This window comes from Desulfocicer vacuolatum DSM 3385 (genome assembly GCF_900176365.1).
GTDB lineage: Bacteria > Desulfobacterota > Desulfobacteria > Desulfobacterales > Desulfobacteraceae > Desulfocicer > Desulfocicer vacuolatum.
The window spans coordinates 1-25,049 of sequence record NZ_FWXY01000031.1; the positions used below are offsets into that span (position 1 = coordinate 1).

A 25,049-nucleotide genomic window follows, 5' to 3' on the forward strand; every position below is an offset into this window, starting at 1 on the left:
GCTGTGTGGGAGAGTAGGACGCCGCCGGATTATCTTTTTAAATAGCCCTGATCATTATTTTATAATGGTCAGGGCTTTTTTGTTTGGGGAAAAGGGTAGATTAAAAGTTGCCGGCTCCCTTATGGCAATACTTCGGACAGTTTTTGTAAGTGTCTGTTTTTATTAAATCCGATAGATTGACTGTAAAAAAATCGAGTTTAATAATTTCAATAGATTATACTTTCAAATGACCATAGATCTAAAAACTGTCCGAACCATTGTTATGGCTGATGAGAATTTACCTATAACCCGCTAAATTTTCATACCGGCTGCATACCCCTTGTGCACCGCATCAAAGGCCATGCCGATGCTCTTTGCATCCCCCACCACATCAAAGGGGATGTTCCGGGCTTTGATGGTTTCAACCAGGGCATTTTCACATCGGGAACCGGCTGCCAGGACAATGGTGTCTGCGGGCAGTTCTTCAATACCGTCCCGGGTTTCAATTTTAATGCCCGTGGGGGTAATTTCCAGGGCCTTGGCACCGGGTCTGGAGGTAATGCCGTGGCGCTTGATATCCTGCAGCATGCCCCAGCGGGTGGATTTTCCAAACTCTTTACCAATGCTTTCCATCATTTCAAGAACAGTGATTTCCTTGGTGCCCCGTGTGGCCATTTCAAACAATACTTCCGGGGATTCTGCCTTATTAACAAATAGAAATTTTAAGGCTTCAGCGGACAGGGTGCCCTTTTCTGCAAGCAACAGAGCGGTTTCCACCCCCACGGCCCCTCCACCGATGATGACCACTTTTTTACCGGTGAATACCTGGTGGGAGAGCACATCCCAGGCCTGGACAACGTGGGGCAGTTCCACGCCGGGGATGGGGGGTGTCATGGGCAGGGCTCCGGTGGCCAGAATAATGTGATCAGGTTTTTCCCGGTCAATGAGATCGCCATCCACCACTTCATCCAGTTCCACTATAATATCATTGTCATAGACTTTTTCTCCCAGATCCCATGCAAGTTCGGCAAACTCATTCCGGCCCGGGGGAGAGGCGGCAAGGAAGAGCTGGCCCCCCAGACCACCGTTTTTTTCATACAGGGTGACATTATGCCCCCGTTTCCGGGCTGCAAGGGCAGCGTTCATACCGGCAGGTCCACCGCCGATGACCATCACGTTTTTGGGCACTTCTGCGGCTTCATATTCAGTATTGCATTCATGGCCTGCCCTGGGATTGCAAAGGCACTCCACATGTTTTAGTTTAAACAGGTTATCAAAGCATCCCTGGGCACAGGCAATGCAATGGAGAATTTGAGATTCCCGCCCCTCTTCCACCTTTTTGGGTAAAAAAGGATCTGCAATAAGACTTCGACCCATGGCCACCATGTCACACATGCCGTCACCAATGATTTCCCGGGCCGTTTCAGGTTCATTGATGCGATGGCTGGCAATCACCGGTACATCAACAACCTCTTTTATTCCCCGGGCAAGGTAGGCAAAGGCCCCCCGGGGAACTGCGGCTGTGATTTGGGGTACCCTTGCCTCGTGCCACCCTACATTGATGCAAAGGGCATCTACACCGGCTTTTGTGGTCAGTGCCCTGGCATATTCCCGCAGTTCATCCCGTCCCTGGCCCCCGGGCATGAAATCATTGCCGTTCATGCGCACCATCACAGGATAGTCTTTCCCGACTGCCTTGCGGATGGCCTGCATCACCTCCAGACCGAAGCGCATGCGATTTTCCAGGGAGCCGCCATATTCATCTGTGCGCTGGTTGGTCAAGGGGGAGAGAAATTCGCTGATGAGGTATCCGGTACCGCTTAACACCTCCACTGCATCAAAGCCTGCCTTTTGTACCCTCAGGGCTGCCTTGGCAAAATCATCAATGATTTCATTAATTTCATTAAGATCCAGGGCTTTGGGAGTCTCCCGGGTCATGCGGGAAGCAATGGCCGACGGGGCCACGGGTTGTTTTCCTTCCAGAAAAAAAGAAAAATTATACCGGCCGGCGTGGTTGAGTTGAACACAGGAGCGTGACCCATTGGAATTAATGGCATCTGCCAGTTTTGTCAGCCCCGGCAGGAACTCGTCTTTGTGGGCACCGATGTTCTGGGTGTTACCGGCCAGTTCATTCACCGTGGCAAACCCCACACAGATCATCCCGGCCCCCCCCCGGGCCCGTTCCGCATAAAATTTAGTTATCTGGTCTGTGACCAGGAAATTTTCCGCCATGCCAAGGTGCATGGCAGGCAGATAAATTCTGTTTTTAATGTCAAGAGTGTTGATGGCAATGGGTTGGAGCAGGGGATCTTTCATGTAACCTCCCATGTTAAATATTGTTTGAATTTTAGTTCTGACTTTCCTCATTCTTTGGTTTTGACATTTCCATTCCGGGCAGGCTGTTGGGTCCGTATAATTTTATTTTCTACATTGGTTGTGCCCGTCAGGGGATGCCTGTTTTAGGGGGGCAGCAGTTTTTAATTTACCGTTTATCCAATATACCACCCATAAAATGATGGTGGTCTGAGTTTTGTAAATGGTAAATCAATAAGGTCTGACTCCCTTATATGAAATACTCCGAAAATCAGGAGCGTATTTCAAGCTTTGTTTTGGGCAGATCGTGGTTTAAAGTAAGGGGTGCCCGTGTAATTATATTATGGGTTGACCAGAAAAATAAAAAGAGGCATATATGACTTTAACCATGCTGAAAAAGACAAGTCTATATCCAGGCCGCTGCATGCTAAGGCCGAACATTCAGGATGATGTAATCTGATGAACATTGTTTTTTACCAGACTCCCATTGCTCCGGTGCGGTGTGGAACCGGAAGATAAAGGAAAAAATATGCCCCATATCACATTGCTTGCATACCCCCATTGTTCCATGTCCAGCATTATCGGTCCCATTGACGCCTTTGCCATGGCCAATTTATGCCACCGGCGCACTCAGTCCATGGAGATCTGTCCAGAGCCTCTTTTTTCCTGGGATATTGTCTCTCTGGACGGAGAAATTGTTGAAGGATATGGACGGGTTATTATACAGCCTCATCAATCGATCCATGGGATTAAAACTACAGATTTTATTTTGATTCCCGGGTTTTTGCCTCCATTGGATTTCATGGGAAAAATACCCCGGACACTTATCAAGTGGTTTCAACGCTGGCATCATGGAAATGCCATGATCGGTGCCAGTTGCACAGGCACCTTTTTTTTGGCGGAGACCGGTTTGCTGGACGGAAAGGTAGCCACCACCAATTGGGAGTTTGTACGATACTTTCAGCGTTGTTATCCCCATGTTCAATTAAAGCCGGAACGAATTCTCACCGAAGATGGCGGATTGATCTGTTCCGGTGCCACCACTTCTTTTCTGGATCTTTCTTTGTTTCTCATTGAAAAATTCGGGTCTGAAGAGCTTGCCGCTCATTGTGGCAAAGCCTTATTGGTGGAACCCAATCGCCGTAATCAATCGCCTTATGTGGTGTTTGATTACCAGAAAAACCATTCCGACGAAAAGATTTTGTTGGCCCAGAATCGCATGGAAAAATGTTTTGAGCAGGCCATTCCCCTGGATGCCCTGGCATCGGATTTGGGAATAAGCCCCCGTCATTTTAAGCGACGGTTTAAAAAAGCCACCGGTGATTCTCCTTTGACCTATCTCCAGCGGGTTCGCATAGAGGCTGCCAAGCGAAAGCTGGAGACCACAATGGAAAATATCACAGAAATAACCTGGCAGGTGGGGTATGAAGACAGCAATTCCTTTCGGCGATTGTTCAGAAAATATACGGGTTTATCGCCAAGGGAGTACCGGGAACGCTTCAGTCGGGCATCGTGAGTTACTTCATGAAAGGCTGTGCAGGGGGAGATAATAATAGGTGCAGACAAGCAAAGATGACGGTCCTGTAAAAAGTCGGTCATGAAATTTTTACCACATTATACACGGTTCAATGATAGTTCACCTACGGTATGTTGTTGATAAAAAATAAATTTCAGACTTTTTGCAGTAAATATTCGGGCAGCATCCCATCTTCACTCATTTGGGCCTGCCCACATAGCAATAGTATGCTACGCAGTCCCAACTAAGCGAAGATGGGGCACCGGCCAAACATTTACAAAACCAACCCGAATATTTACTTTTTGCAACACCCTCAAAGATCTCTGCGCTGTAAAAAATAGAAAATTTTAGCTTACAATTTTTTGTGCAAAGGCTTTGGCCTGGTCTTTTGCATTTTCGTCCAGGTTTTCCGGGGTGGTGCATTTGCCGATATAAAGGTTTCCTGCGGGGATGGCCATGTGGGGCCCCTGGAGTCGCTCAAAGGCTGTAAATGTGGCTTCAGCATTGTTTTCCCAGGGGCCGGCACCCGTCACCAGAAGGGCCTGGCGCTGGTTTTTCACCAGGGAGGCATGGGTGGGCCGGTGGTAATCCACATAAAAGCTGTAAGTTCTGTCAATGAGGGATTTTAAAGGACCGGCAACTCCCCAGAAATAGAGTGGCGATGTAAAAATAACAAGCTCTGCCTCCACCATTTTGTCTAATATCTCAATGGCGTCATCTTTTTGAATACAGGCCACAGCCCCGGGGTTTTCCTTGCATTTTCCACAGGCAAGACACCCTTTGATATTTTTATTTTGCAGATGAACGGTTTCCACCTCATGGCCCATGGCCTTGAGCTCTTCTTCCACCCAGGCAAGAACCGTTGCTGTGTTGCCCTTTTTTCTGGCACCGCCCTGTAATGTTAAAACTTTCATACAATCTCCTTAAGAGAGTCATAAGTTCTTTATTTACCGATTATCAGGCAAAAAAGTGATTGTCTGGTCTTCATAACCGGTAAATCAATCTACTTTGATTTCCCAGTGTGTGGGAATTCTCTGATTTGCCCAATCCTGTTTTATCTCTTTACCAATTGATAATATTGGATTGTTATTGGATTTGTCAAATGTTCAGGTCCACTGTTTTTCCATGGAGCCTGTGGGGAGACAAGGAGAGTTTTTAAGCGGATGAGGGTGCAAGGGGATGGACATGGAACTTATAAATGACTCAAAGGGAGTATGAAATTTGTTTTTATATACAATGCAGCCTCCAAGGCAACCTCAGCAGAGCCGCCCCCCGACGGGTAATAGGAACCGGACAATTGAGCTGTCTACAGGGCCCATTGCCCGTCGGGGGGGCGGCGGTATAATACCATTTGACTTCGCGTCTACGACCCTATATTTGTTGTGTCCGCCAGGAGGAGATGCTCGTTGATATTAAATACTCCGTAAAGCTGTGGAGAGTTTGTATCTTTGTTGTGGGCAGACCGAAGTCAGAATGCGGTCTGCCCGTGGCAGTTCGTTGGAAAAATTAGATCCGACGCTGGGTAGTATGGTAAAGCCGTGCACCGGTTTCATAGAAAAGACCCCGGAGGTTTCTCATGAAAATTGCTTTTTCCCTTTGCAGGGGCAGTGGAACATCTTTGCTTTCCACTTCGCCGTTCACCAGCTGTGCCATGAGTTTACCAAAAACGGTTCCAGGGCCAATGCCCCTGCCGTTGTAGCTGGTTACAGTGACAAAGCTTTCGTCCGGCATGTGGAACCGGGGGATGTGATCCGTGGTCATGGCAATACGTCCGCCCCAGGCATATTCAAGCTCTGTGGTGGGAATGGCCGGAAAAACTTTTCTGATGGTGCGTCGTGCCCATGATTCATGGACGTTAAACCCGCCATTGATCACCTGCCCCACACTGCCCACAATAAAGCGGTTGGCATCATCAAATCGGTAGGAGGATAGAATCAATGCCGTATCCCATGCGGCATGGCCTTCACAAAGGACTTTTTCCCGGATGCTGTCAGATAGAGGCGGCGTGGCAAACTGGAAGTAATTAAAAGGAATCAGAGAATTGAGTTTGTTTTCAAATGCTGCTTCAGGATACCCCTGGGTGGCCAGAATAACGGATTTTGCCCTTATGGTTCCGCCGGGGGTTGTGAGCTCCCATCGGCCATTCTTTTTTTCCAGTCCGGTTACCGGTGAATTGTCAAAAAGATTTGCCCCGGCTGCCACAGCTGCATGGGCAAGTCCACGGACATAGGAAAGGGGTTGTACTGTTCCGGCCCGTTCATCCAACAGAGCACCGCAAAATTTATTACTACCGGTTTTTTTTGTTGTCTCTTCCTGGCTGAGCAACTTCACCGGAGCGCCGCGTTTTTGCCATTGGGCTTCCCTTGCTTCCAGGGATTTGAGACCGGCCGGGGAGTGACCGCAATGGAGTGTTCCCACTCGTATGGCTTCGCAGGAGATCTGATGTTTTTCAATGAGTTCATACACCATGTCCGGTGATTTGCCCAGAAATTCTACGAGGTTTTCCCCATGCTCGTTGCCCACAATTTTAATGACATCTTCCGGGGGAAGCCATAAACCTGCATTGACAAGTCCCACATTACGGCCGGAACCGCCGAACCCCACATGCCGACTTTCCAGGAGCAGGGCATCGGTGCCTGATTCTGCGAGATAGAGGGCCGCAGACAGGCCGGTAAAACCGCCGCCGATGATGGCCACGTCAGTGTCTTTATCTCCCTTAAACGGGGTGAGTGTGGGGGCTGCCGGAGCTGTGGCTGCCCATAAACCATGATCTACATTTTTGTCAGTCATTTTTTATTTCCTTTTTCATTGCGGGCTTGATTTCAGCATCTGTGGGTAAAACCCGGTATCAAAATATATATTACATAAATCCGCTGTAAGGTGTGGGGGTCAATGCGCTGTGGACATAACGGATCATGGTTATGAAATCAAAAACCGCGCGTCCTGTGGCTTTGAACACCGCCTCGGCATAGGGTGGCAGATCACTGCACTCCAGCAAAATAGCATCAATGTCCGGGTGTTCTTCAACCATATCCTTGGCAACGCCCACCACTTCTTTTTCCACTTTTTCAGAATCCAGTGTGCCTTTTTCTTCAAGCACGGATTCACAGAACTCTGTTTGTTTTTCCATACCCCGGATAACCAGGGGCATTTTGTCTGATACGCCAACATTGGTAAAATGTTCAGGGGTCAGCACCGATGCATTGGCGGTGATAACACCTGTTTTTTTACCCGGGGGCAGTATTTGATGGATAAAGGGTATCTGGAGCAGGCTGGACATGAACACAGGAATTGTCACAGCCTGCTGTATCTGGGGTTGAAAAAGCGCCATGAATCCACAGGCCCCGGTGATGGCACGGACCCCTTCATCCTGAAGTTCCCTGGCCGCTGTTATAAATGGTTCCAGCAAGTTTGGATCTCTCTGGGTCAGCAGGCGTTCAATGGAGGCATCCTTTACCACTTTATACCTCACAGGAAAATCATATGTGGTGGCATTACCCACATTGCCCGGAATGCAGGGATAAGTGGCATCAAGAATGAGTATCCCGATGGCTTCGCCATACCAGGATCTTTTGGGATTGTCTGCGGTGTAAACGGTCATGTTGTTATTACCTCATGCTGAAAGCTTATGGTTTCATTGATTTTTAACCACCGATTTTTTTGATCCTCCCATCTTTACATGGGAGGCTTTTTTATACCTTGGTATGAATACAAATATAAAATCAGCGTCCCATCAATCAAATACCTGGAGATAGACAAGCAATATCAGAATCAATCTATTAGTATACCATAGAAGTATCACAGAGTTTTTAAGGACATACCAGTGAGCATCTTTTGTGTCAAGTTCTTTTTTATATGAGGGATTTGTGTGAGCCACAGGTTATAATCTTTGTTGTGGGTGGATCAAGGTCAGAATGGGCTTTGCCCATGACAGTTCTACAAAAATCTGTTCAAATCCGGCCATTGTGGGGAATGTGGTGCCGGGGATGTGGAGAACGGCAGGTGTGACCCTGGTGTTGAAATGTCCAGGGTCACATGAATGATTCAATTATTTTGTCGTACCGCCAGCACCGGACAGGGGGATTGACGGATGAGGCGATGGGTGGTGGAGCCCACCATGAGTTTTTCCAGGAGGGTGTGGCCGCGAATTCCCAGCACGATGAGATCCATTTCTTCATCCTGGGCGTAGTGGATCAACTCCCGGTAGGGTTCTCCATCCAGCAGGATGGTTTCCGGGGTACACCAGTGTTGGCTTTCTTCCGGAACCATGCGGTGGAGCTGGTGGATGAGTTTGTTTCGGATTTCCTTGATTTTATTTATTCTTGTTTCATGTTTTTCTGAAGCGGTTTCCAGGTAGAGGGTGGGGGAGGTTAGCCGGTAATAATCCCCCGGAGAAAGATCAAAATCATTTTCAGGTTTCAGTGCCAGGTGTTCCGTGGGTTTAATGACATGGGCCAGATGCAAGCTTGCCTGGAATTCCTGGGCCAGGCTCATGCCATATTCAAAGGCAAGGCGGGAATCCGATGAAAAATCGCATCCCACAAGGATTTTATCCATTTTAATGCCATGATCCGGGGGAGGAAAAAATTCATGCTTCTGGGTGTGGAGCACAAGCAGAGGGCATTGGATGGTTTTCATCAGTTTTTCAGTCACCGATCCGATGAGAAGTCGTGCCATGGCGGATTGTCCCTGGGTGGCGGTGACCACCATATCAATCTCTTTTTCTTGGGCGATGCGACTCAGTTCGTCGGCGGCATCGCCCTTGCCCAGGATCACTTCACAGGGCAGTGGCACCTCGGCTGCCATTTTTTCCAGCATCTCCTGGGCAGACCGGTTATGGCTCTGCTGGAGTTGAATGGGATCCAGGGAGGTTTCGCTGGTGCCAAGCATTGCCGGGACATTCATCACCACATGGCACAGAAAGAGTCTGGCGTCAAATTCTTTGCACAATGCCACACTATAAGAAAGTATGGTGGGGCTGTAATCGGAAAAATCCATGGCACACATAATTTTCTGGGGTTGGATTCTCATGGTTGCCTCCTTTGTAAAATCGTTGGGTGTTTTAATTAAAACTTCCAAAGGGTGTGGCAATATCCGTTATCAGGCGAAATAAAGCATTGGGACCCGGGAAAGAAGCCCATGCTGATTTAAAGGGCCATTCACAGCCGGTGATTTCGTGGAAAAGTCAAATCCGGTTTCCTGTCACAATCCATTGGAAACAAACCGTTGGTAATCATTTTTATGATGCGATGAAAATTTGATAAGCCGGGTTTTTAAAAGTTCATCAAGGATGGATGAGTAGAAGTTGAGACGCAGACAGAAGGTGGGAGTCAAAAGGGAATTCAGAGTGAATTTTCACACCCGATGAAACTATTTTAATATTGCGTATGCATGCCTGTCAAGGTAAATAACCAGGGCATTTATCATGCCCCGGTCAGGTATATCAGGCAATGAGTTTTTCTATCTTAACGGCTCCTACCTTGAATTCAGGAATCTTGGCAATGGGATCAAAGGCCGTTGAGCTGGTCAACACATTGGTGGGGTTTTCACCAAAGTGAATGGGCAGAAAGATGTTATTGGGCGGTACGGAATCGGTGATCCGGGCCGGAGCCTCTATCTTTCCCCGCCGGGAGGTCAGCAGAATCATGTCATCGGTGTTGATGTTCAAGCGCCGGGCATCCTTGGGATTGATCTCCACATACCCTGTTTTTTGTTCGCTATCAAGGCTTGTGGAAACCCTTGTCATGGTACCGGTGTGAAAATGGGCAAACATTCGTCCTGTGGTCATGAGCATGGGATAGTCCTCACAGGTCAACTCTGCCGGATCTTTGTAATCAATGGCGTGGAATTTCCCTTTGCCCCGGGTGAAAATGTTCTTGTGAAGATAGGGGGTGCCGGGATGTTCCGGGGTGGGACAGGGCCATTGAAGACCGTCAATGCCAAGGCGTTGGTAGGACATGCCCTGATAACTCTTGGTTAAAGACGTCATCTCATTGAAAATATCACTGGGACAATCGTAATTCATTTCATACCCCAGGGCCGTTGAAAAGCGCGAAATGATCTCCCAGTCAGGCAGGGCATTGCCAACGGGTTCCACGGCCTTTCTTGTGAGCATGCATCGCCGTTCCGTATTGGTGAAGGTGCCCTCCCTTTCCCCCAGGGAGGCCGATGCAAATACCACGTCGGCGATCTGGGCACTTTCCGTGAGAAAAATATCCTCGGTGATAAGAAAATCCAGCTTTTTAAACGCGTTATCCAGGTGATTTTTATCTGGATCACTGAGCTTGGGATTTTCTCCTATGACGTAGAGCCCCTTTATTTTACCTTCTTCAATGGCAGAGATCATGTCGGTGATGGTCATGCCCGGGGTGTCGGAAAGCTCACAGTCCCATGCCTGGGAGAATTTTTCCCGGGCCTTGGGATCGGCCACTGGCTGGTATCCGGTGAACACATTGGGAAGGCCCCCCATGTCACAGGCTCCCTGGACATTGTTCTGGCCCCTCAGGGGGTTGACACCGCCCCCGGCAACCCCCACATTGCCGCAGAGCATGGCAAGGTTGCAGCAGGATTTGACATTGTCAACGCCGGTGGTGTGCTGGGTGATGCCCATGGCATAAAGAAGGGCCGCCGGAGATTGGGTGGCATAGAGCTCTGCCATTTTCGTAATATCTTTTTTGGCAATGCCGGTGATGGCTTCCACCATGGTGGGTGTATATGTGTGAAGGGTTTCTTTTAATTGTTCAAAATCCTCACATCGCTGTTCTATATAGGCCTGGTCATGCCAGTTGTTTTTAATAATGATGTGCATCATGCCGTTGAGCAGGGCCACATCAGAACCCAGGCGCTGGTGCACTGTAAAATCTGCGTACCGGGAGAGCTGGATATTCCGGGGATCTGCAACAATGAGTTTGGCACCGTTCTCTTTTGCCTTGATAATTCGGCTGGCAATGAGGGGATGACATGCTGTGGTGTTGGATCCAATAACAAAGATCACCTTGGAATGGGTTTCAAATTCTTCGATGGAATTTGTCATGGCACCACTTCCAAATGCAGCGGCAAGACCTGCCACTGTTGAGGAATGTCACAGTCGGGCGCAGTGGTCCACATTGTTGGTGCCAATGGCGGCCCTGGCAAGCTTCTGGGCCAGGTAATTCTCTTCGTTGGTTACCTTGGCAGAGACCAATACCCCAATGGCATCGGGTCCATGGGTCTCTTTAATACGGTTGAAATTTTTGGCTGCATGGGTGATGGCTTCGTCCCAGGTGGCCTTTTGAAAGTGTCCGTTCTCTTTTACCAGAGGGGCTTTAAGGCGCATGTAACTGTTGATATATTCGTGGAGGCTCCATCCCTTGATACACAGTTTTCCCTGGTTCACCGGGTGGGACTTCAAGGGCAGCGTTGAGTTGATTTTTCCATCAATCACTTCAAAAAGAACGCCGCACCCTGTTCCGCAATATGAGCACACGGAAGGTACAAACTTGCAATTCATTGTTCATCTCCTGATTTACGCAATCCGCCCGGGTCAATCTTTATGGTGAATGCCCGGGGTGCGTTCTTTGCATGGTGCCGGATTAAAAAATGCCTGTTCAGGCCTGATTAAAAATTCGTTCACCCTGCATGGGCCATGGGGTCAGCCATGGCCAAAGTTATCATCAAGCCTACGCATCCATGGGTCTGGGTTCCAGTGTCACCTCATTACCAATGATGGTAAAGGGTGATTTTTCCAGTCCCGCTCCGGGTGTGTAATCAAACACGTCAGATACAATGCGGTTCATTTCCCGGTAAAGAAATCTTAAGGGAATTTCAGCGGGACAGGCATCTTCGCACAGACCGCAGTCAATGCATCGTCCAGCCATGTGGGTGGCCCGCACCAGATGAAAAATGGGGATTTCCGGCGGCAGTGCCCCGGGTTCAACAAGATCCGGGTTTTCCAGACTGCAGTCCGTGCAGAAACAGACCGGACAGATATTTCTGCATCCATAGCACTTGATGCATTTGCTGAATTCGTACATCCACCGGGAAAAACGCTGGCCGTTGTCATTATTATCCATGAATTCCCGGGGATTTTCATTAAAATCAATGCCCTTTTTCTGCTTGAATGTCCCGGTTTTTTTGGGTTCAAGGTAGGTGCAGTCGCTGTGATTCCTGGTCTGGGAAGGACAACAGTTCACCATGAGGGGGGTGATGTTTTCCGGGCTGAGCTGATTCCATGTATAAAGAAGATTCAAGGCCCGCTGGTTACAATCCCTTGCCACAATGCCGATTTTAAGATTCGGTTTTTTTTCGGTGAGGTGGGTGGCCACTTTTTCCAGACTGTAGCGATGTTGGCTCACTTTGAGGTTCTCAAGATCTTCCAGGTTGTCCAGGGTGTAGCCATGGGGAATCAGATGGCCGTCAAGCTCTCTGTAAGCCAGAAAAATATCCACATCGCCCTGTTTGAGCAATTGCTCAACCTGCTTTGTGATATTCATGTTTCCTCCTTTTGTTTTCATGGGGCTCCATGGAAATTGACCGGGTTTGTCCGGCAATGGGGCTGGGTCCCAGGTGGGTGATTTTTTCTGTGAAATCGGTCACCACCCGGGCAAATTTCTGGGCCTCGGCCGAGGAAATCCATTCCAGGTGAAGTCGTCCTTCCAATCCCATGAACTTAAGCATTTCCTGGACAAAGGTGATACGTTTGATAGTCATGTTATTACCGTACAGGTAATGGCAGTCGCCGATGTGTCAGCCGCCCACCATGACACCGTCGGCCCCGCTCTGAAAGGCCCTTAGAATATGATGGGGGCTTACACTTGCCGAGCACATCACCCGTATGATTCTTAAATTGGACGGGTACTGCATGCGGCTGACACCGGCAAGATCGGCCGCACCATAGGTGCACCAGTTGCACATAAAGGCAACAATCTGGGGTTCAAAAAGATCTGTTTTCACCGAATATACTCCTTTATTATCACCGGGAACCTTTGGAGCCGGTTCCCGGATGTGGTTTGTCAAACTGCCAAGGCAGACTTGATTTGTGCATATAGTTGATCATTGTTAAATCCCATCAACGAAGGGGCCTCGGAGGGGCAGGTGGCAGCACAGGCGCCACACCCCTTGCAAAGGGCGTCGTTGACCACAGCCACCTCCCTTTCAGGGTCCATGGTGATGGCGTTGTAGGAGCACACCTCCACGCATCCACCGCATCCGGCACACCGTTCCGGATCAATTTGTGCCACAATGCCACCCACATTGATACTGTTCCGGGAAAGTACGGTTAACGCCCTTGCCGCTGCCGCCTTTGCCTGGGCAATGCTTTCATCCACAGGTTTGGGGTAGTGGCTCATGCCGCAGAGAAAGACCCCGTCCGTGGCAAAGTCCACGGGTCTGAGTTTCTGGTGGGCCTCAAGGAGCCATCCTGCACTGTCCGCTGTCACCTTGAAAGCCTGGGAAAGATGGGTGTTATCCCTGGCATCAATGCGGGCGGAAAGGCATAGAATGTCAGCGTCCACGCACAAACGTCTTCCCAGGATTGTGTCGGTGAATTCCACGCTCACACGATTTTCCCCCGGGGTGACCACAGGTTTGCTGTCCAGGTCATACTGGAAGAAAAGAATGCCTGCTTTCCGGGCCTCCCGGTAGAGGGTTTCCCGCTGACCATAGGTGCGGATATCCCGGTAGAGCACATATACACCGGTGTCAGGATTTTTTTTCTTAAAGGCCATGGCACTTTTAATGGCATGGGTGCAGCACACCTTGGAACAATAGGGATGTTCTTTATCCCTTGAGCCGACACATTGGATGAACACCACTTCCATGGCTTTTTCAAGGCGGGTATCTTTTTCCATGAAAAGAGCGTCAAGTTCCAGGAGTGTCATCACGGCCTTGTGTTGGCCATAGGCGTATTCCGTGGGTTTTGATTCCACAGCCCCGGTGGCAATAAGAGCCACGCCATGGTCAATGAGTTGGGTCTTGTCCACAGAGGTAACGGTGGTCTTAAAGTTCCCCACAAAGCCTTCCACAGATTCCACTGTGGCGCCCAAAAGGGTTTGGATCTGTCCATCGGCTTCAATGTCGGCAATGAGGCCCTTTACAAAGGGGGCGATTTCTTCATTTTTCCAGGTTTTGCAAAGTTGTCGACCATTGCCCCCCATGTGTTGGTTTTTTTCCACCAGGGTGACAGGATACCCCTGACGGGACAGTGACAGGGCAGCTGTCATACCGGCAATGCCTCCTCCCACCACCAGGGCCGACGGGCTCACCGGCAACTGGGTTTCAAACAACGGTGCCAGCCTGAAGGCCTTGGCCACGGCCATTCTTACCAGATCCTTTGCCTTGGTTGTGGCCTTTTCCGGTTCATCAGAATGGACCCAGGAATCCTGGTTTCTGATGTTGGCCATTTCAATGAGATATTTGTTTAACCCCGCATCAATGAGGGTTTCCCGGAAAAGTTCTTCATGGGTTTTGGGGGTGCAGGCTGCCACCACAATGCGGTTAAGGCCTTTGTTCCGGATCACCTCCACCATTTTATCCTGGGTGTCCTGGGAACATGTAAAAAGATTTTCCTCCACATAAACCACGCCGGGAAGTTCGGCAGCATAGGCCGCCACCGCCGGGATATCCACAATGCCGCCGATGTTGGTACCGCAATTGCACACAAATACCCCTATTTTGGGGGCATCCTCTGCCACTTCACGCTCTTTGGGTTTGACAACGGCCTTTGTTAAGGTGTTCCGTGAAACGGCAAGTCCTTCGGTGGCGGCAGCGGCAGCAGCGCTTGCCTCCATCACTGACTGGGGTATATCCTTGGGACCTGTGAAAACACCACAGGCGTAAATGCCGGGCATGGAAGTGGACACCGGGTTAAAGCTGTTGGTGTTGATGAAATTGGATGCATCCAGTTCAATGCCCATGCCCGTTGCCAGGGCAAAGCTGTCAGCACTTATTTCAAGACCTGTGGAGAGAACCACCATGTCAAAATATTCGGTTTTAAGTGCTCCCAGTTCATCCACATAGGTCATCACAAGATTGCCTTTGTGGGGATCGGGCATCACAGTATGAACCCGGGACCTGACAAATCGAACGCCATTGTCCTTTGCCTTTTCAAGGTAGGTGTCAAAATCCTTTCCCTGGGTGCGCATGTCCATGTAAAAGATGGCACAATCCAGGGGGGCCTTGCTGTGATCCATGGCCATCACCGACTGTTTCACGGCATACATGCAGCACACCGAAGAGCAATAGCTGTTTTTGCTGCGGTTTTCATCCCTGGAGCCCACACATTGGAGCCAGGCGATTTTTTTGGGCTCTTTTTTATGCTTTTTATCCGAGGGCAGCACCAGGTGTCCCCCCTGGGGACCGGTGGCGGAAAGCACCCGTTCAAATCCCATGGATGTGACAATGTCAGGATGTTTGCCAAAGGAGAGATGATCAAGCCCTGATGGATCAAAGGATTTAAAACCCGTTGAAAGCACCACAGACCCCACATTTAAAGTGATCTCCTTTTTTTGATCCAGGTAATTGATGGCATGGGAGGGACAGACCGTTTCACAAAGGCCGCATCTCTCCTTGGTCAAATAGAGGCAATTATTTGGATCAATGGTATATTTCAGGGGTACTGCCTGGGAGTAGGGAACATAAATGGCTTTTCGTTTGCCAAGTCCTTCATTGTACTCATCAGGCACTTTTTTGGGGCATTTCTCTGCACAGAGCCCGCAGGCAATGCACTTGTCCGTGTCCACATATCTTGGGTGCTGGACCAGGGTGGCGGTGATGTCCCCCTCCTGTCCGGATATGGCGGTGACTTCAGTTAATGTCAATAGTTCAATGTTCATGTGCCGGCCGACCTCGACCAGTTTAGGTGAGATAATTCACATGGCACAGTCATTGGTGGGAAAGGTTTTGTCCAGCTGGGCCATTTTTCCGCCGATGGCCGGGGATTTTTCCACCAGATACACATAAAATCCTGAATTGGCAATGTCCAGGGCCGCCTGCATGCCTGCAATACCGCCCCCCACTACCATTACCGCCCCCTGGGGATTTGCGGGGGTATTTATATTTTTATCCATAAAACAACTCCGTGGTTCGAACGTTCATGAAGGGACAGGTCAGTTGATGCCCACATGGTTATTAAACAGCCACAACAACCCAGGCCTGATCCCATATTTATTACTCGCTGTCTAACAATGCGTTGACAGCATCAATCAATTCATGGTCGGCAAAGGGTTTGGACAAATAGTCATTGGCACCCAGTTTCATGGCCTTTACCGTGTTGGCAATGGTGGAATACCCGGTGATGACAATGACATAAAGCTCGGGTTTCTCTTCCTTGACCCGTTTTAATATATCCATGCCGTCCATTTCTTTTAACTTCATGTCCAGCAGGAGCAGATCATAATCTTGTTCCATCACCCTCTCAATGCCTTCTTCTCCGGACAGGCAATGGTCACAGATAACTTCCTGTTCGTTCAATACCATTTTACAGGCCTTGCAGATCACATCCTCATCATCAATGATCAACACCTTTTTTTGTGTTATCTCATTTTTTTTATCATTCAAGATCGTTATTCTCCTTCAACACCGGCAGGGTCAGTCTGATCAGTGTTCCAATACCGGGTTCGCTTGATACCTTGATCCTGCCTTGATGATTTCTGATGATTCCATAACTGACGGCAAGCCCCAGGCCTGTGCCTTCTGCCCGGGTGGTATAGAACGGTTCAAATATTTTTTTCTGGTTGTCCTTGTGAATACCGCATCCGTTGTCTTCAATCTCCACAGACACGGTTTGATCTTCTTCATTACTCATGGTTCGAATGTTAATGACACCCTTTTCTCCAATGGCGTGGACGGCATTGAAAAGCAGATTAATGAGCACTTGTTCCATCTGATCGTCGTCCAGGAAAAAACTTCTGGCATCATAATCAAAATCCCGCACCACTTTAATGCGCCGGATGAATAATTCGTTGTCCATGAGGGCCAGGGCTTTTTCAATGACTTTATTGATATTTGCCATGATTTTCTGGGGTTTCTTTTCCCGGGAAAAATCCAGCAGTCCCTGGATGATTTTTTTACAGCGCTGGGTCTCCTGCATGATGATTTCAAGCCCTTCTTTGCAGGGACCGGGGTCGGCTTTTTTGGAAAGATTTGAGCTGTAAAGTAAAATTCCTGTCAATGGGTTGTTGATCTCATGGGCGATGCCGGCAGCCATTCTTCCCAAAGAGGACATGCGGTCTACTTTGGTGGCCAGCTGGTTATACTGGAGAATGTGGGATTTTATCTCGGTGACGTGGTTGATGGCGCAGGAGCTCTGCTCGGATATGGCCTGGATAAAATCCAGTACCTCATCGGACAGCACCGGCTTGCGGGAAAAATAGAGTCGGATGAATCCAAATATCTGGCCCTGGATCACCAGGGGAATATCCAGCATCATTCGAGCCCCGGCATCCCATGCTTTCTGGGGGTATTTCACCCGGGGGGATTTGAAAATGTCATTGATGATGTGGATGCTGTTATCCGCCTCGGGCCAATTGGATAATTTCTCCCCGGCAAGGGGTTTCAAAGACAGATAGGACTCCGGCACTTTATAAGATGCCCGGGGTATAAACTGTTTTGAATCCGTACCCATCACACACAACACCCCGCCCATGGCGTCAACACCCTGGACAAGGCGGGATATCACCAGATCAAGAACATCATCCAGATCTCCTTTGGAGTGAACAACCTGGCTCACTTCTCTGAACAGCCGGTAAAATCGTTTATATTGTTTTAAATCCGTCATACATCATCCCCATATTTTGCTACCCATTGACACAATGCTTTCCTGGTCATGCCCAGGGGACAACCTTGAAAATCTCCCTGTTCTCCTGGTGGCGCAATGGTCTTTTTTTGTTATTTATCGGGTTTATCTGCCTTGTGATTTACCACACTTCCCGTTCAAGGCGTTTAAAAACATACTGCAATTGCTTCTGGTTTAATTCTCCCACATTCTTATTGATCCATCTTAGATCGCCGGAGGCAATGGCCGCCTTTGCTTCGGGGGTGAGGGTGTATTCCCATAGGGCTTCCCCACCGTTTTTCATGAGGCTGTTCCAGAATTTTTTGTCCTCACAGGTTCTGTCCAATACCTTGAGCACTTCCTGCTTTTGTATGGAGACGACCTCTCCTTTGGCCCGGTATTGTGTGCCCATGGCGGCAATGTCATTGAGATTGGCACTCAGGGCTTCGTCAATGGCATTTTTGATCTGCGTTTCAGTGAACGGTTTGGCAATGAAATCCCGGGCTCCCAGTTTCATTGCGTCCACGGCAAGGGCGCTGGTGGCATAGCCTGTCATGGCAATGACCCCGGTGTCAGGATTTGACTCCCGGACTTTTTTAATGACCTGCATACCGTCAATGTCCGGCAGACGAAGATCTGCCATCAACAGGTTATAATCCTGACGTCCCAGGGCATCCAGGGCTCCGTAACCTGTATCCTGGAGATCCACATCATAGCCCTCTTCATCCAGAACCATTTTTAAGCCCCGGGCCACATTTAAATCATCTTCCATGATGAGAATATGGGCAGGGGAGATTGCCTCAGCTGCGGACATCTGTGTTAATGATCCCATGGTAAACTCCTTTATTTAAAATTGATTTTATATTCGGCATTTTTCATTTGCTGCTTTATCTTTGCCGGCGTCGTTCCATTGGGAAATCTTTTCCCTGAAATTCTAAATTTTTTACCTTAGAGCAATATAATTTGGTGCATCGTTCTAATTGTTTTTTGTTGTTTGGATACATTGCATTTATTGAGCCATGACTCAATATATTTTTTGTTAAAATTAATTTGTTTTTATTGCCTTATAATTAAGACAGTTATGGGAGTGCTCTTTTTGGGGGATTCATTGGATGTATGGTTATTGAAGATAAATGTGTATGAAAAAATATATGCTTTTTTTAACGATTTTACTGTGGCCCGTGCCATGCCCGGCTTTATCTGCGTATAAATAAATATTCACCACACAATCCCAGACCCTGTGTTTTTTTCAGGATAGCCCCTCTTTTATCCTGCAATGCATTATCGGGTACAATTTTGTTACAGTGCGCCCCGTTGTTCAAGGCATTGGAAAACGTACATGAGCTGTTTCTGGTTTAACTCTCCCACATTTTCAGTGATCCATTTGAGATTACCGGCGGCAATGGCTGTTTTGGCGTCCAGGGAAAGGGTGTATCCATCCAGTGCTTTATTACCGGTTTTCAGAAGTCTGTTTTTAAATTTTTTATCTTCTGATGTTCTGTTCAATATCTTGAGCACCTCCTGCTTCTGGATGGAGATGATGCCTTTTTTGGCCTGGGGAAGACGTTCCATCGCCTCCATTTCCGCCAGGTTGGCTGCAAGGGCCTCATCAATAACAGTCTTGATCTGCTCCTGGGTAAAAGGTTTTGCAATAAAGTCCCGGGCACCCAGCTTCATGGCATCCACTGCCAGATCATTGGTGGCATAACCTGTCATTGCAATGATCCCGGTTGAGGGGTTTGTTGCCCTTACTTTTTTAATGACCTGCATGCCGTCAATGTCCGGCAGGCGCAGATCTGCCATGAGAAGATCGTACTGATATTGTCCCATGGCATCCAGGGCACCGTATCCCGTGTCCCTCAGATCCACATCATATCCATCTTCATCCAGAACCATCTTCAACCCCCGGGCAACATTGAGGTCATCTTCCATGATGAGGATGTGGGGGGAGGAAACGGTTGACTGCTTCTCTTTTAATGCGACCATGATAGTTCTCCTTTTATATGAAATACTCTACAGATCAGGGGGGGTATTCCATGCTTCTTGTGGGCAGATCCGGATCAGAATACGGTCTGCCCGTGGCAGTTATATAAATTCATTGGTTCCATGTTTTCCATGGGCGTTTTTCTTTGGAGATTGCACAATGCATGGAGCGTGCCATTTTTTAATGCTGGACAGCCGATAAAAGCATTTTTGAAAATTTTTCTGCAAGCGGAAGGAGACATCTATTCTTTTTTCAGGTTTTTTAAAAGCTGAATTTTGATTTATTTTAGTCGGTTAACCAAAATGAAGGGGGCGGCATGGCACAAAAGGTCCATGACGCCGGGTGTGGGGTTGGGCCTGACAACAGCGCAAAGGGAAGATGAGGTTTGTTTTTAATTCAATGGGAAAGAAGGAATTTGTCCTGATTTGCATAAAAAAATATACACAGGTTTTCAGAGCAAGGTCAGAATGCGGTGTGCCCGCGGTTTTATATGAAAAGGTGATGTTCAAGCACCCTCAGCAGAGCCCCCCCGAGGGGTAATAGGAATCGGCCAATCGAGCTGTCTACAGTTCCGGGCCGGGCCGGCCCATTGCCCCTTGGAGCAGGCGGCATAATGCCATTTGGCTCCGCGTCTACGACCCTGTATTCGTTTTGTTTGACAGGACATGTCCGTTCTATTGCAGAAAGGGGAGGAAAAATCAGAAGCGGATGCCGTGTTTTTTCATCATGGCAGAAAAATTGGATCGTTGCATTCCCACCGATCTTGCCGCCTGGGAGATATTTCCTTCTGCCGCATCCAGGGCCTGGCGAAGAAAAGACCGCTCAATGGGGCCAAAGCGGTCCTTGAGAAGGCTTTTTTTTGCAATTTTGAGCTCCTCAAGGTTTGTGGGAATGGAGGAACATTCCGCCGGCTGGGAATCTGTTTGAAAATTATCCATCAAAGACTGATAATTCAACTCTTGTGCATCACACATGATCACAAGGCGTTCCACCACATTTTTTAATTGCCTGACATTCCCGGGCCAGTCAAAGTTTACCAGTGCACTCAGAGCATCATCGGAGAAACCATGGATTTTTTTGTGAGCTTTGCGGGAAAATATTTTAAGAAAATGGTAGGCAATTTCCGGAATGTCTTTGCGGCGCTCCCGGAGGGGGGGAATATGAAGGGGAAAGACGTTGAGTCGATAAAAAAGATCTTCCCGGAAAATTTTTTTTTCCACCATTTTTCCAAGATCCCGGTTTGTGGCGGCCACCATCCGGGCAGCGGTTTTTTTGATACGGCTGGAGCCCACAGGCTTATATTCACCGGTTTCAAGAACCCGCAACAGTTTTCCCTGGATATCCATGTCAAGGCTGGCAATTTCATCCAGAAACAGGGTGCCCCGGGATGTGGTTTCAAAGATTCCCTGCTTATTGGCATCGGCCCCGGTAAAGGCTCCCTTTACGTGACCAAACAGTTCACTTTCCATGATTGTGGAGGCCAAGGTGCTACAGTCAACGGCCAGAAAAAGTTCCTTGGAACGGTTGCTTTTTTCATGGATGGCATGGGCAAACAGTTCTTTTCCTGTGCCGCTTTCCCCATTTAGCAATACAGTGCTGTCCAGGGGAGCCACCCGTTGGATTTTTTCAAACAGCTTTTGGATTTCGGGGGTATGGCCAATGATGTTGTTAAAATCAAATTTATCGTAGAGCTGTTTTTTTAAGTTTTCATTCTCTTTTATCAGAGTGAGACTTTCAAGGGCTTTGGTAATGACTTCCAGGAGTTGTTCTTCCCCAAAGGGTTTGGTGATGAAATCAAAGGCTCCGCTTTTCATGGCCTCCACTGCATTTTCAATGGTGCCTTTACCGGTCATGATCACAGCGGTGACCTGGATATTTTTCTGTTTTAAAATTTTGAGGATGTCAATGCCGTTGATGTTGGGAAACTTGATGTCCAGAAGCACAAGGTCAAAGGGGACGGTTTGCAGCTTTTTCAGACCTTCTCTGCCTGAAAGGCAGGTTTCCACATGGTATCCCTGTTCTGAAAGGATCATTTCACACCCGCTGACAATGGCGGGTTCATCATCCACAACTAAAATTTTTGCGTCATTCATTTACTTTCTTCATCAGCCGTGTGAAATTATAAGGTTACACCACCTGTTTGCCGTATTGACAATAAAAGCGCGTCCATCAGCATACCCCAAGGGAGCTAATGTACCAGTAACCCCGGCATTGCGTCAACCCGGGAAGCTGGATTTCCATTAATATCATATTAAAAAATCAATGAACAAGCACATGTGGGAAACAGGGGAAGGGGATGGCGGTGTTGCAAGGAGAAAAAATACATTAGGTTGTTTTTGGTATGTTTTGGTTTTTCAAATCCCTACGGTTATATTTTTTTAAAAAAAAAGAATATAACGAATATAAATATCTTGTAATTACTTTTTGTTTTATGTATGTACCAGTTACTGTAACATTAATAAGGGAGTTTTATGTCTGCATCAACAAAATTATCAAATTCAGTGAAAGCGCTCTGTTTTCTGGCCCGGCGCATGCCGGAACCCCAGACCAGTGCGGCCATTTCACGCAATACCGGTATCAATGCCTCAAAGGTGAGAATGCTTTTGTCCGCCCTTGCCAAGGAAGGTATTTTAAAAACCATTCAGGGACCTTCCGGTGGTTTTTTGTTTCAAAAAGATCCTTCGGACATTGATCTCCAGGAGATTTACTGCGCCCTGGAGGACCGGAAGGCATTTCACCTTGATGTGACGGCAGATCCCATCAATGACAGGGAAGAGACCACCCTGACCAATCATTATTTTCTGGATCTGTTCAGTGATATTCAGGTGGAAATTGAAAACAAGATGAAGAAGATAAAGCTCTCCCATATTTTGGAAGAAATCGAAACCAGGAAAAAGGAGAGCCGATCCAGAAACGCGGTGTAATTTGCTGAGCGCATTGTGCCGCCTGGTCGGGGAATCCCACAAGGAGAACTCTAAGATGACATTCATGGAAAAATTGGGCTTAAATGATATTAATCAGGGCGCTTCCACAGGATTGAACTGGAACAATACCCGGGATCAGGGAATCCTTGACATTGTTTCTCCGGCAGACGGCAAAAAAATTGCTTCGGTGTATCTGGCATCCCAGGCCGATTATGACAATATCATTGACCAGGCGGGAAAGGCTTTTATCCAATGGCGCAAAGTGCCTGCCCCCCAGCGGGGGGAGGTGGTCAGACAGATCGGTAATGCCCTGCGGGAATACAAGGCAGATCTGGGGGCCCTGGTGTCCTGTGAAATGGGAAAATCCCTCCAGGAGGGGCTTGGCGAGGTCCAGGAGATGATTGATATCTGTGATTTTGCCGTGGGCCAGTCCCGGCAGCTTTATGGGTTTACCATGCATTCGGAACGACCGGACCACAGGCTTTATGATCACTATCAGCCCCTGGGGATTGTGGGAATCATCACAGCCTTTAATTTTCCTGTGGCCGTGTGGTCCTGGAACGCAATGATGGCTGCTGTGTGCGGAGATACCAATGTGTGGAAACCTTCTTCCAAAACCCCTTTAACTGCCATTGCCATTCAAAATATCTTAAAGCCTGTGATCCGGGAAAATAAATTGCCGGAAGGTCTTTTTAACATGATCGTGGGGCGGGGATCAAACGTGGGAGAGGGGATGCTCAACGACAAGAGGGTGCCCCTTATATCCATCACCGGCTCCACCCGGGTGGGACGTCATGGGGCCGAGTGCATTGCCAAACGATTTGGTAAATCCATCCTGGAACTGGGGGGGAACAATGCCATTATTTTGACCCCGGAGGCAAATTTAAAACTGGCTGTGCCGGGCATTGTTTTTTCTGCTGTGGGTACGGCAGGGCAGCGTTGCACCACCACCCGCCGGGTCATTGTGCATGAATCCATCTACGATCAAGTTAAAAACCTTCTGGTCAAGGCCTATGAATCCGTGAAAATCGGTACCCCCATGGATGAAGCCAATCACATGGGACCCCTCATTGATACCGGTGCTGTGGGGGATTACAAAAATGCCCTGGAGCGTCTGAAAAAAGAAGGCGGAACAGTGCTCACCGGCGGCACTGTGCTGGAAGGTGAGGGATATGAATCGGGCTGCTATGTTACCCCTGTGATTGCCGAAGCTGAAAATCATTACGAAATTGTGAAGGAAGAAACCTTTGTCCCTATTTTATATCTTATTAAATATAAAGGGGATGTGGCGGCTGCCATTGCCCTGAACAATGATGTGGATCAGGGGCTCTCCTCTGCTATATTTACGGATAATCTCCAGGAGGCCGAAGCCTTTCTTTCTGCTGCCGGGTCTGATTGCGGCATTGCCAATGTGAATATCGGCACCTCTGGAGCGGAGATCGGCGGCGCCTTTGGCGGTGAAAAAGAGACCGGCGGAGGCCGGGAATCCGGATCTGATGCCTGGAAGGGGTATATGCGTCGACAGACCACCACCATTAATTATGGTAAGGGCCTGCCCCTGGCCCAGGGAATTAAATTTGATATTTAATTATTGCCGGTGTGACCGGGTTCTGCGTCTTTAACCGGATCAACGTCTTTTCTCGTATTTTCAATGGGTATTCATAAAAATCACCGCCATCACAATCATACAGATGGCGGTGATTTTTTGTTTTCCCAGCTTTTCACGGAAAAGCGTGACGCCCCCCAGGGTGACCATGAAAATGACCCCTGAAGAAAAAAGAGGAAACACCAGAGAGGTTTTCACTGTTTTAAATGCGCTGATGAGAAAATAGGATGTCAACATGTTGGGGATTCCCACCATCACACCGGTTATTATATCCCGTCTGCTGATGCTGTGTCCCTGTTGCAGGGTTTGCCATGTATACCAGGCACTGATAAAAAGTGCTGTTGAAAAAACCACCCAAAGATAAATCAGTTTTGCTTCTCCTGTGGCATATTTTTCAAAGAGTTTTGCCATGAAATCCCCCATTCCGGACACCAGAAAAAGGATAACAAGGGTTTTTACCCCTGACGATGACCGATTTTTAGCGGATGCCCAGGGAGGATTGATCATTAAAATGGAGACAAAGGCCATGGAAATGCCGAAAAACTGAAAAAGGGTGGGAATTTCTTTCCATAAAAACAGGGCAAAGCAAAGGGGTATTACAATGCCGAGTTTTGCAAAGGCTCCGGTTATGCTGACGCCGTTTTCTTCAATGCTTTTCTGGATAAAAATCAGCCCGGCACAAAAACAACATCCCCCTGTCATGCCAATGATCAAAATCCAGATCATGGCAGCCCCCGGAGAAAACACGCCTTCATTGCCCACCACCACGGGATGAAATTCCTGGAGGAACAGCCCGGGCTGCACCGGTGGCAAAGGGGTGGCGGAAAGGATGATGCTGATGGTCAACACCAGGGATGCCATAATATAGTTAAGGGTGGTGACAGCATAGCGATTTTGTTGTCTGACTTCGCTGTATTTCAGGATCAGGGTCATGGTGGCAGACGATAAAACCGCCAGAAATAAGAAAAACATAGGGA

19 protein-coding genes are annotated in these 25,049 nt (G+C 48.3%); 4 read left to right on the top strand and 15 right to left on the bottom strand.

The window, feature by feature from the left end; genetic code table 11:
- Window positions 1-291: 291 nt before the first annotated feature.
- Window positions 292-2,295 (bottom strand): oxidoreductase, encoded by a 2,004-nt coding sequence (locus B9A32_RS18855; protein ID WP_084071519.1) that lies wholly within the window; start codon window positions 2,293-2,295, stop codon window positions 292-294.
- Window positions 2,296-2,546: 251 nt separating this feature from the next.
- Here B9A32_RS18855 and B9A32_RS22425 point away from each other — a divergent pair, with 251 nt between their 5' ends.
- Together B9A32_RS22425 and B9A32_RS18860 are read left to right on the top strand one after the other, a co-directional pair.
- Window positions 2,547-2,672 (top strand): hypothetical protein, encoded by a 126-nt coding sequence (locus B9A32_RS22425; RefSeq protein WP_269749046.1) that lies wholly within the window; start codon window positions 2,547-2,549, stop codon window positions 2,670-2,672.
- Window positions 2,673-2,821: 149 nt separating this feature from the next.
- Window positions 2,822-3,808 (top strand): GlxA family transcriptional regulator, encoded by a 987-nt coding sequence (locus B9A32_RS18860; RefSeq protein ID WP_139795895.1) that lies wholly within the window; start codon window positions 2,822-2,824, stop codon window positions 3,806-3,808.
- Between the two features lie 347 nt (window positions 3,809-4,155).
- Here B9A32_RS18860 and B9A32_RS18865 read toward each other — a convergent pair whose 3' ends face one another.
- The 13 genes from B9A32_RS18865 to B9A32_RS18935 form a co-directional block, all read right to left on the bottom strand.
- A complete protein-coding gene (locus B9A32_RS18865) occupies window positions 4,156-4,722 on the bottom strand; it encodes a flavodoxin family protein (RefSeq protein ID WP_084071521.1) in 567 nt (188 codons plus the stop codon).
- 592 nt (window positions 4,723-5,314) lie between these two features.
- Window positions 5,315-6,598, bottom strand: coding sequence for an NAD(P)/FAD-dependent oxidoreductase (locus tag B9A32_RS18870; protein WP_084071522.1), 1,284 nt, complete (start codon window positions 6,596-6,598; stop codon window positions 5,315-5,317).
- A gap of 70 nt (window positions 6,599-6,668) precedes the next feature.
- Window positions 6,669-7,409 carry an aspartate/glutamate racemase family protein gene (locus B9A32_RS18875; RefSeq protein WP_084071523.1) on the bottom strand — a complete coding sequence of 247 codons (741 nt, stop codon included), beginning with the start codon at window positions 7,407-7,409 and terminating at the stop codon, window positions 6,669-6,671.
- 443 nt (window positions 7,410-7,852) lie between these two features.
- Window positions 7,853-8,839, bottom strand: a complete 987-nt coding sequence (locus B9A32_RS18880) for a universal stress protein (RefSeq protein ID WP_084071524.1) — start codon at window positions 8,837-8,839, stop codon at window positions 7,853-7,855.
- Window positions 8,840-9,251: 412 nt separating this feature from the next.
- A complete protein-coding gene (fdhF, locus tag B9A32_RS18885) occupies window positions 9,252-11,297 on the bottom strand; it encodes a formate dehydrogenase subunit alpha (RefSeq protein WP_084071525.1) in 2,046 nt (681 codons plus the stop codon).
- Between the two features lie 169 nt (window positions 11,298-11,466).
- Window positions 11,467-12,279, bottom strand: coding sequence for a 4Fe-4S binding protein (locus tag B9A32_RS18890; protein WP_084071526.1), 813 nt, complete (start codon window positions 12,277-12,279; stop codon window positions 11,467-11,469).
- On the bottom strand, window positions 12,257-12,700 hold the full coding sequence (locus tag B9A32_RS18895) for a hydrogenase iron-sulfur subunit (protein ID WP_170923910.1): 444 nt from the start codon (window positions 12,698-12,700) through the stop codon (window positions 12,257-12,259). The genes B9A32_RS18890 and B9A32_RS18895 overlap by 23 nt, the downstream gene beginning before the upstream one ends.
- Window positions 12,701-12,798: 98 nt before the next feature.
- Window positions 12,799-15,852: an FAD-dependent oxidoreductase gene (locus B9A32_RS18900; protein ID WP_170923907.1), complete on the bottom strand. Its 3,054-nt coding sequence runs from the start codon at window positions 15,850-15,852 to the stop codon at window positions 12,799-12,801.
- A 100-nt stretch (window positions 15,853-15,952) separates the two neighbouring features.
- A complete protein-coding gene (locus B9A32_RS18910; protein WP_232367235.1) occupies window positions 15,953-16,342 on the bottom strand; it encodes a response regulator in 390 nt (129 codons plus the stop codon).
- Window positions 16,335-17,561 (bottom strand): GAF domain-containing sensor histidine kinase, encoded by a 1,227-nt coding sequence (locus B9A32_RS18915; RefSeq protein WP_084071529.1) that lies wholly within the window; start codon window positions 17,559-17,561, stop codon window positions 16,335-16,337. Before B9A32_RS18915 ends, B9A32_RS18910 begins: the two co-directional genes overlap by 8 nt.
- A 139-nt stretch (window positions 17,562-17,700) precedes the next feature.
- Window positions 17,701-18,390 (bottom strand): response regulator, encoded by a 690-nt coding sequence (locus tag B9A32_RS18920; protein WP_084071530.1) that lies wholly within the window; start codon window positions 18,388-18,390, stop codon window positions 17,701-17,703.
- 467 nt (window positions 18,391-18,857) lie between these two features.
- Entirely contained in the window at window positions 18,858-19,544 is a 687-nt protein-coding gene (locus B9A32_RS18925) for a response regulator (protein ID WP_084071531.1), read from the bottom strand.
- 696 nt (window positions 19,545-20,240) lie between these two features.
- The gene (locus B9A32_RS18935) at window positions 20,241-21,635 is read right to left on the bottom strand and encodes a sigma-54-dependent transcriptional regulator (protein WP_084071533.1); all 1,395 of its coding nucleotides are present in this window, start codon (window positions 21,633-21,635) and stop codon (window positions 20,241-20,243) included.
- A 378-nt stretch (window positions 21,636-22,013) separates the two neighbouring features.
- Between B9A32_RS18935 and B9A32_RS18940 the strand changes: the two genes are divergently transcribed.
- Both B9A32_RS18940 and amaB read left to right on the top strand, forming a co-directional pair.
- Complete coding sequence (locus B9A32_RS18940) at window positions 22,014-22,466, top strand: RrF2 family transcriptional regulator (protein ID WP_084071534.1); 453 nt, start codon at window positions 22,014-22,016, stop codon at window positions 22,464-22,466.
- Window positions 22,467-22,521: 55 nt separating this feature from the next.
- Window positions 22,522-24,054 carry an L-piperidine-6-carboxylate dehydrogenase gene (gene amaB, locus B9A32_RS18945; protein WP_084071535.1) on the top strand — a complete coding sequence of 511 codons (1,533 nt, stop codon included), beginning with the start codon at window positions 22,522-22,524 and terminating at the stop codon, window positions 24,052-24,054.
- Between the two features lie 60 nt (window positions 24,055-24,114).
- Here the strand turns inward: amaB and B9A32_RS18950 are convergent, their stop codons facing one another.
- Window positions 24,115-25,044: an EamA family transporter gene (locus B9A32_RS18950; protein WP_170923908.1), complete on the bottom strand. Its 930-nt coding sequence runs from the start codon at window positions 25,042-25,044 to the stop codon at window positions 24,115-24,117.
- Window positions 25,045-25,049: the final 5 nt, after the last annotated feature.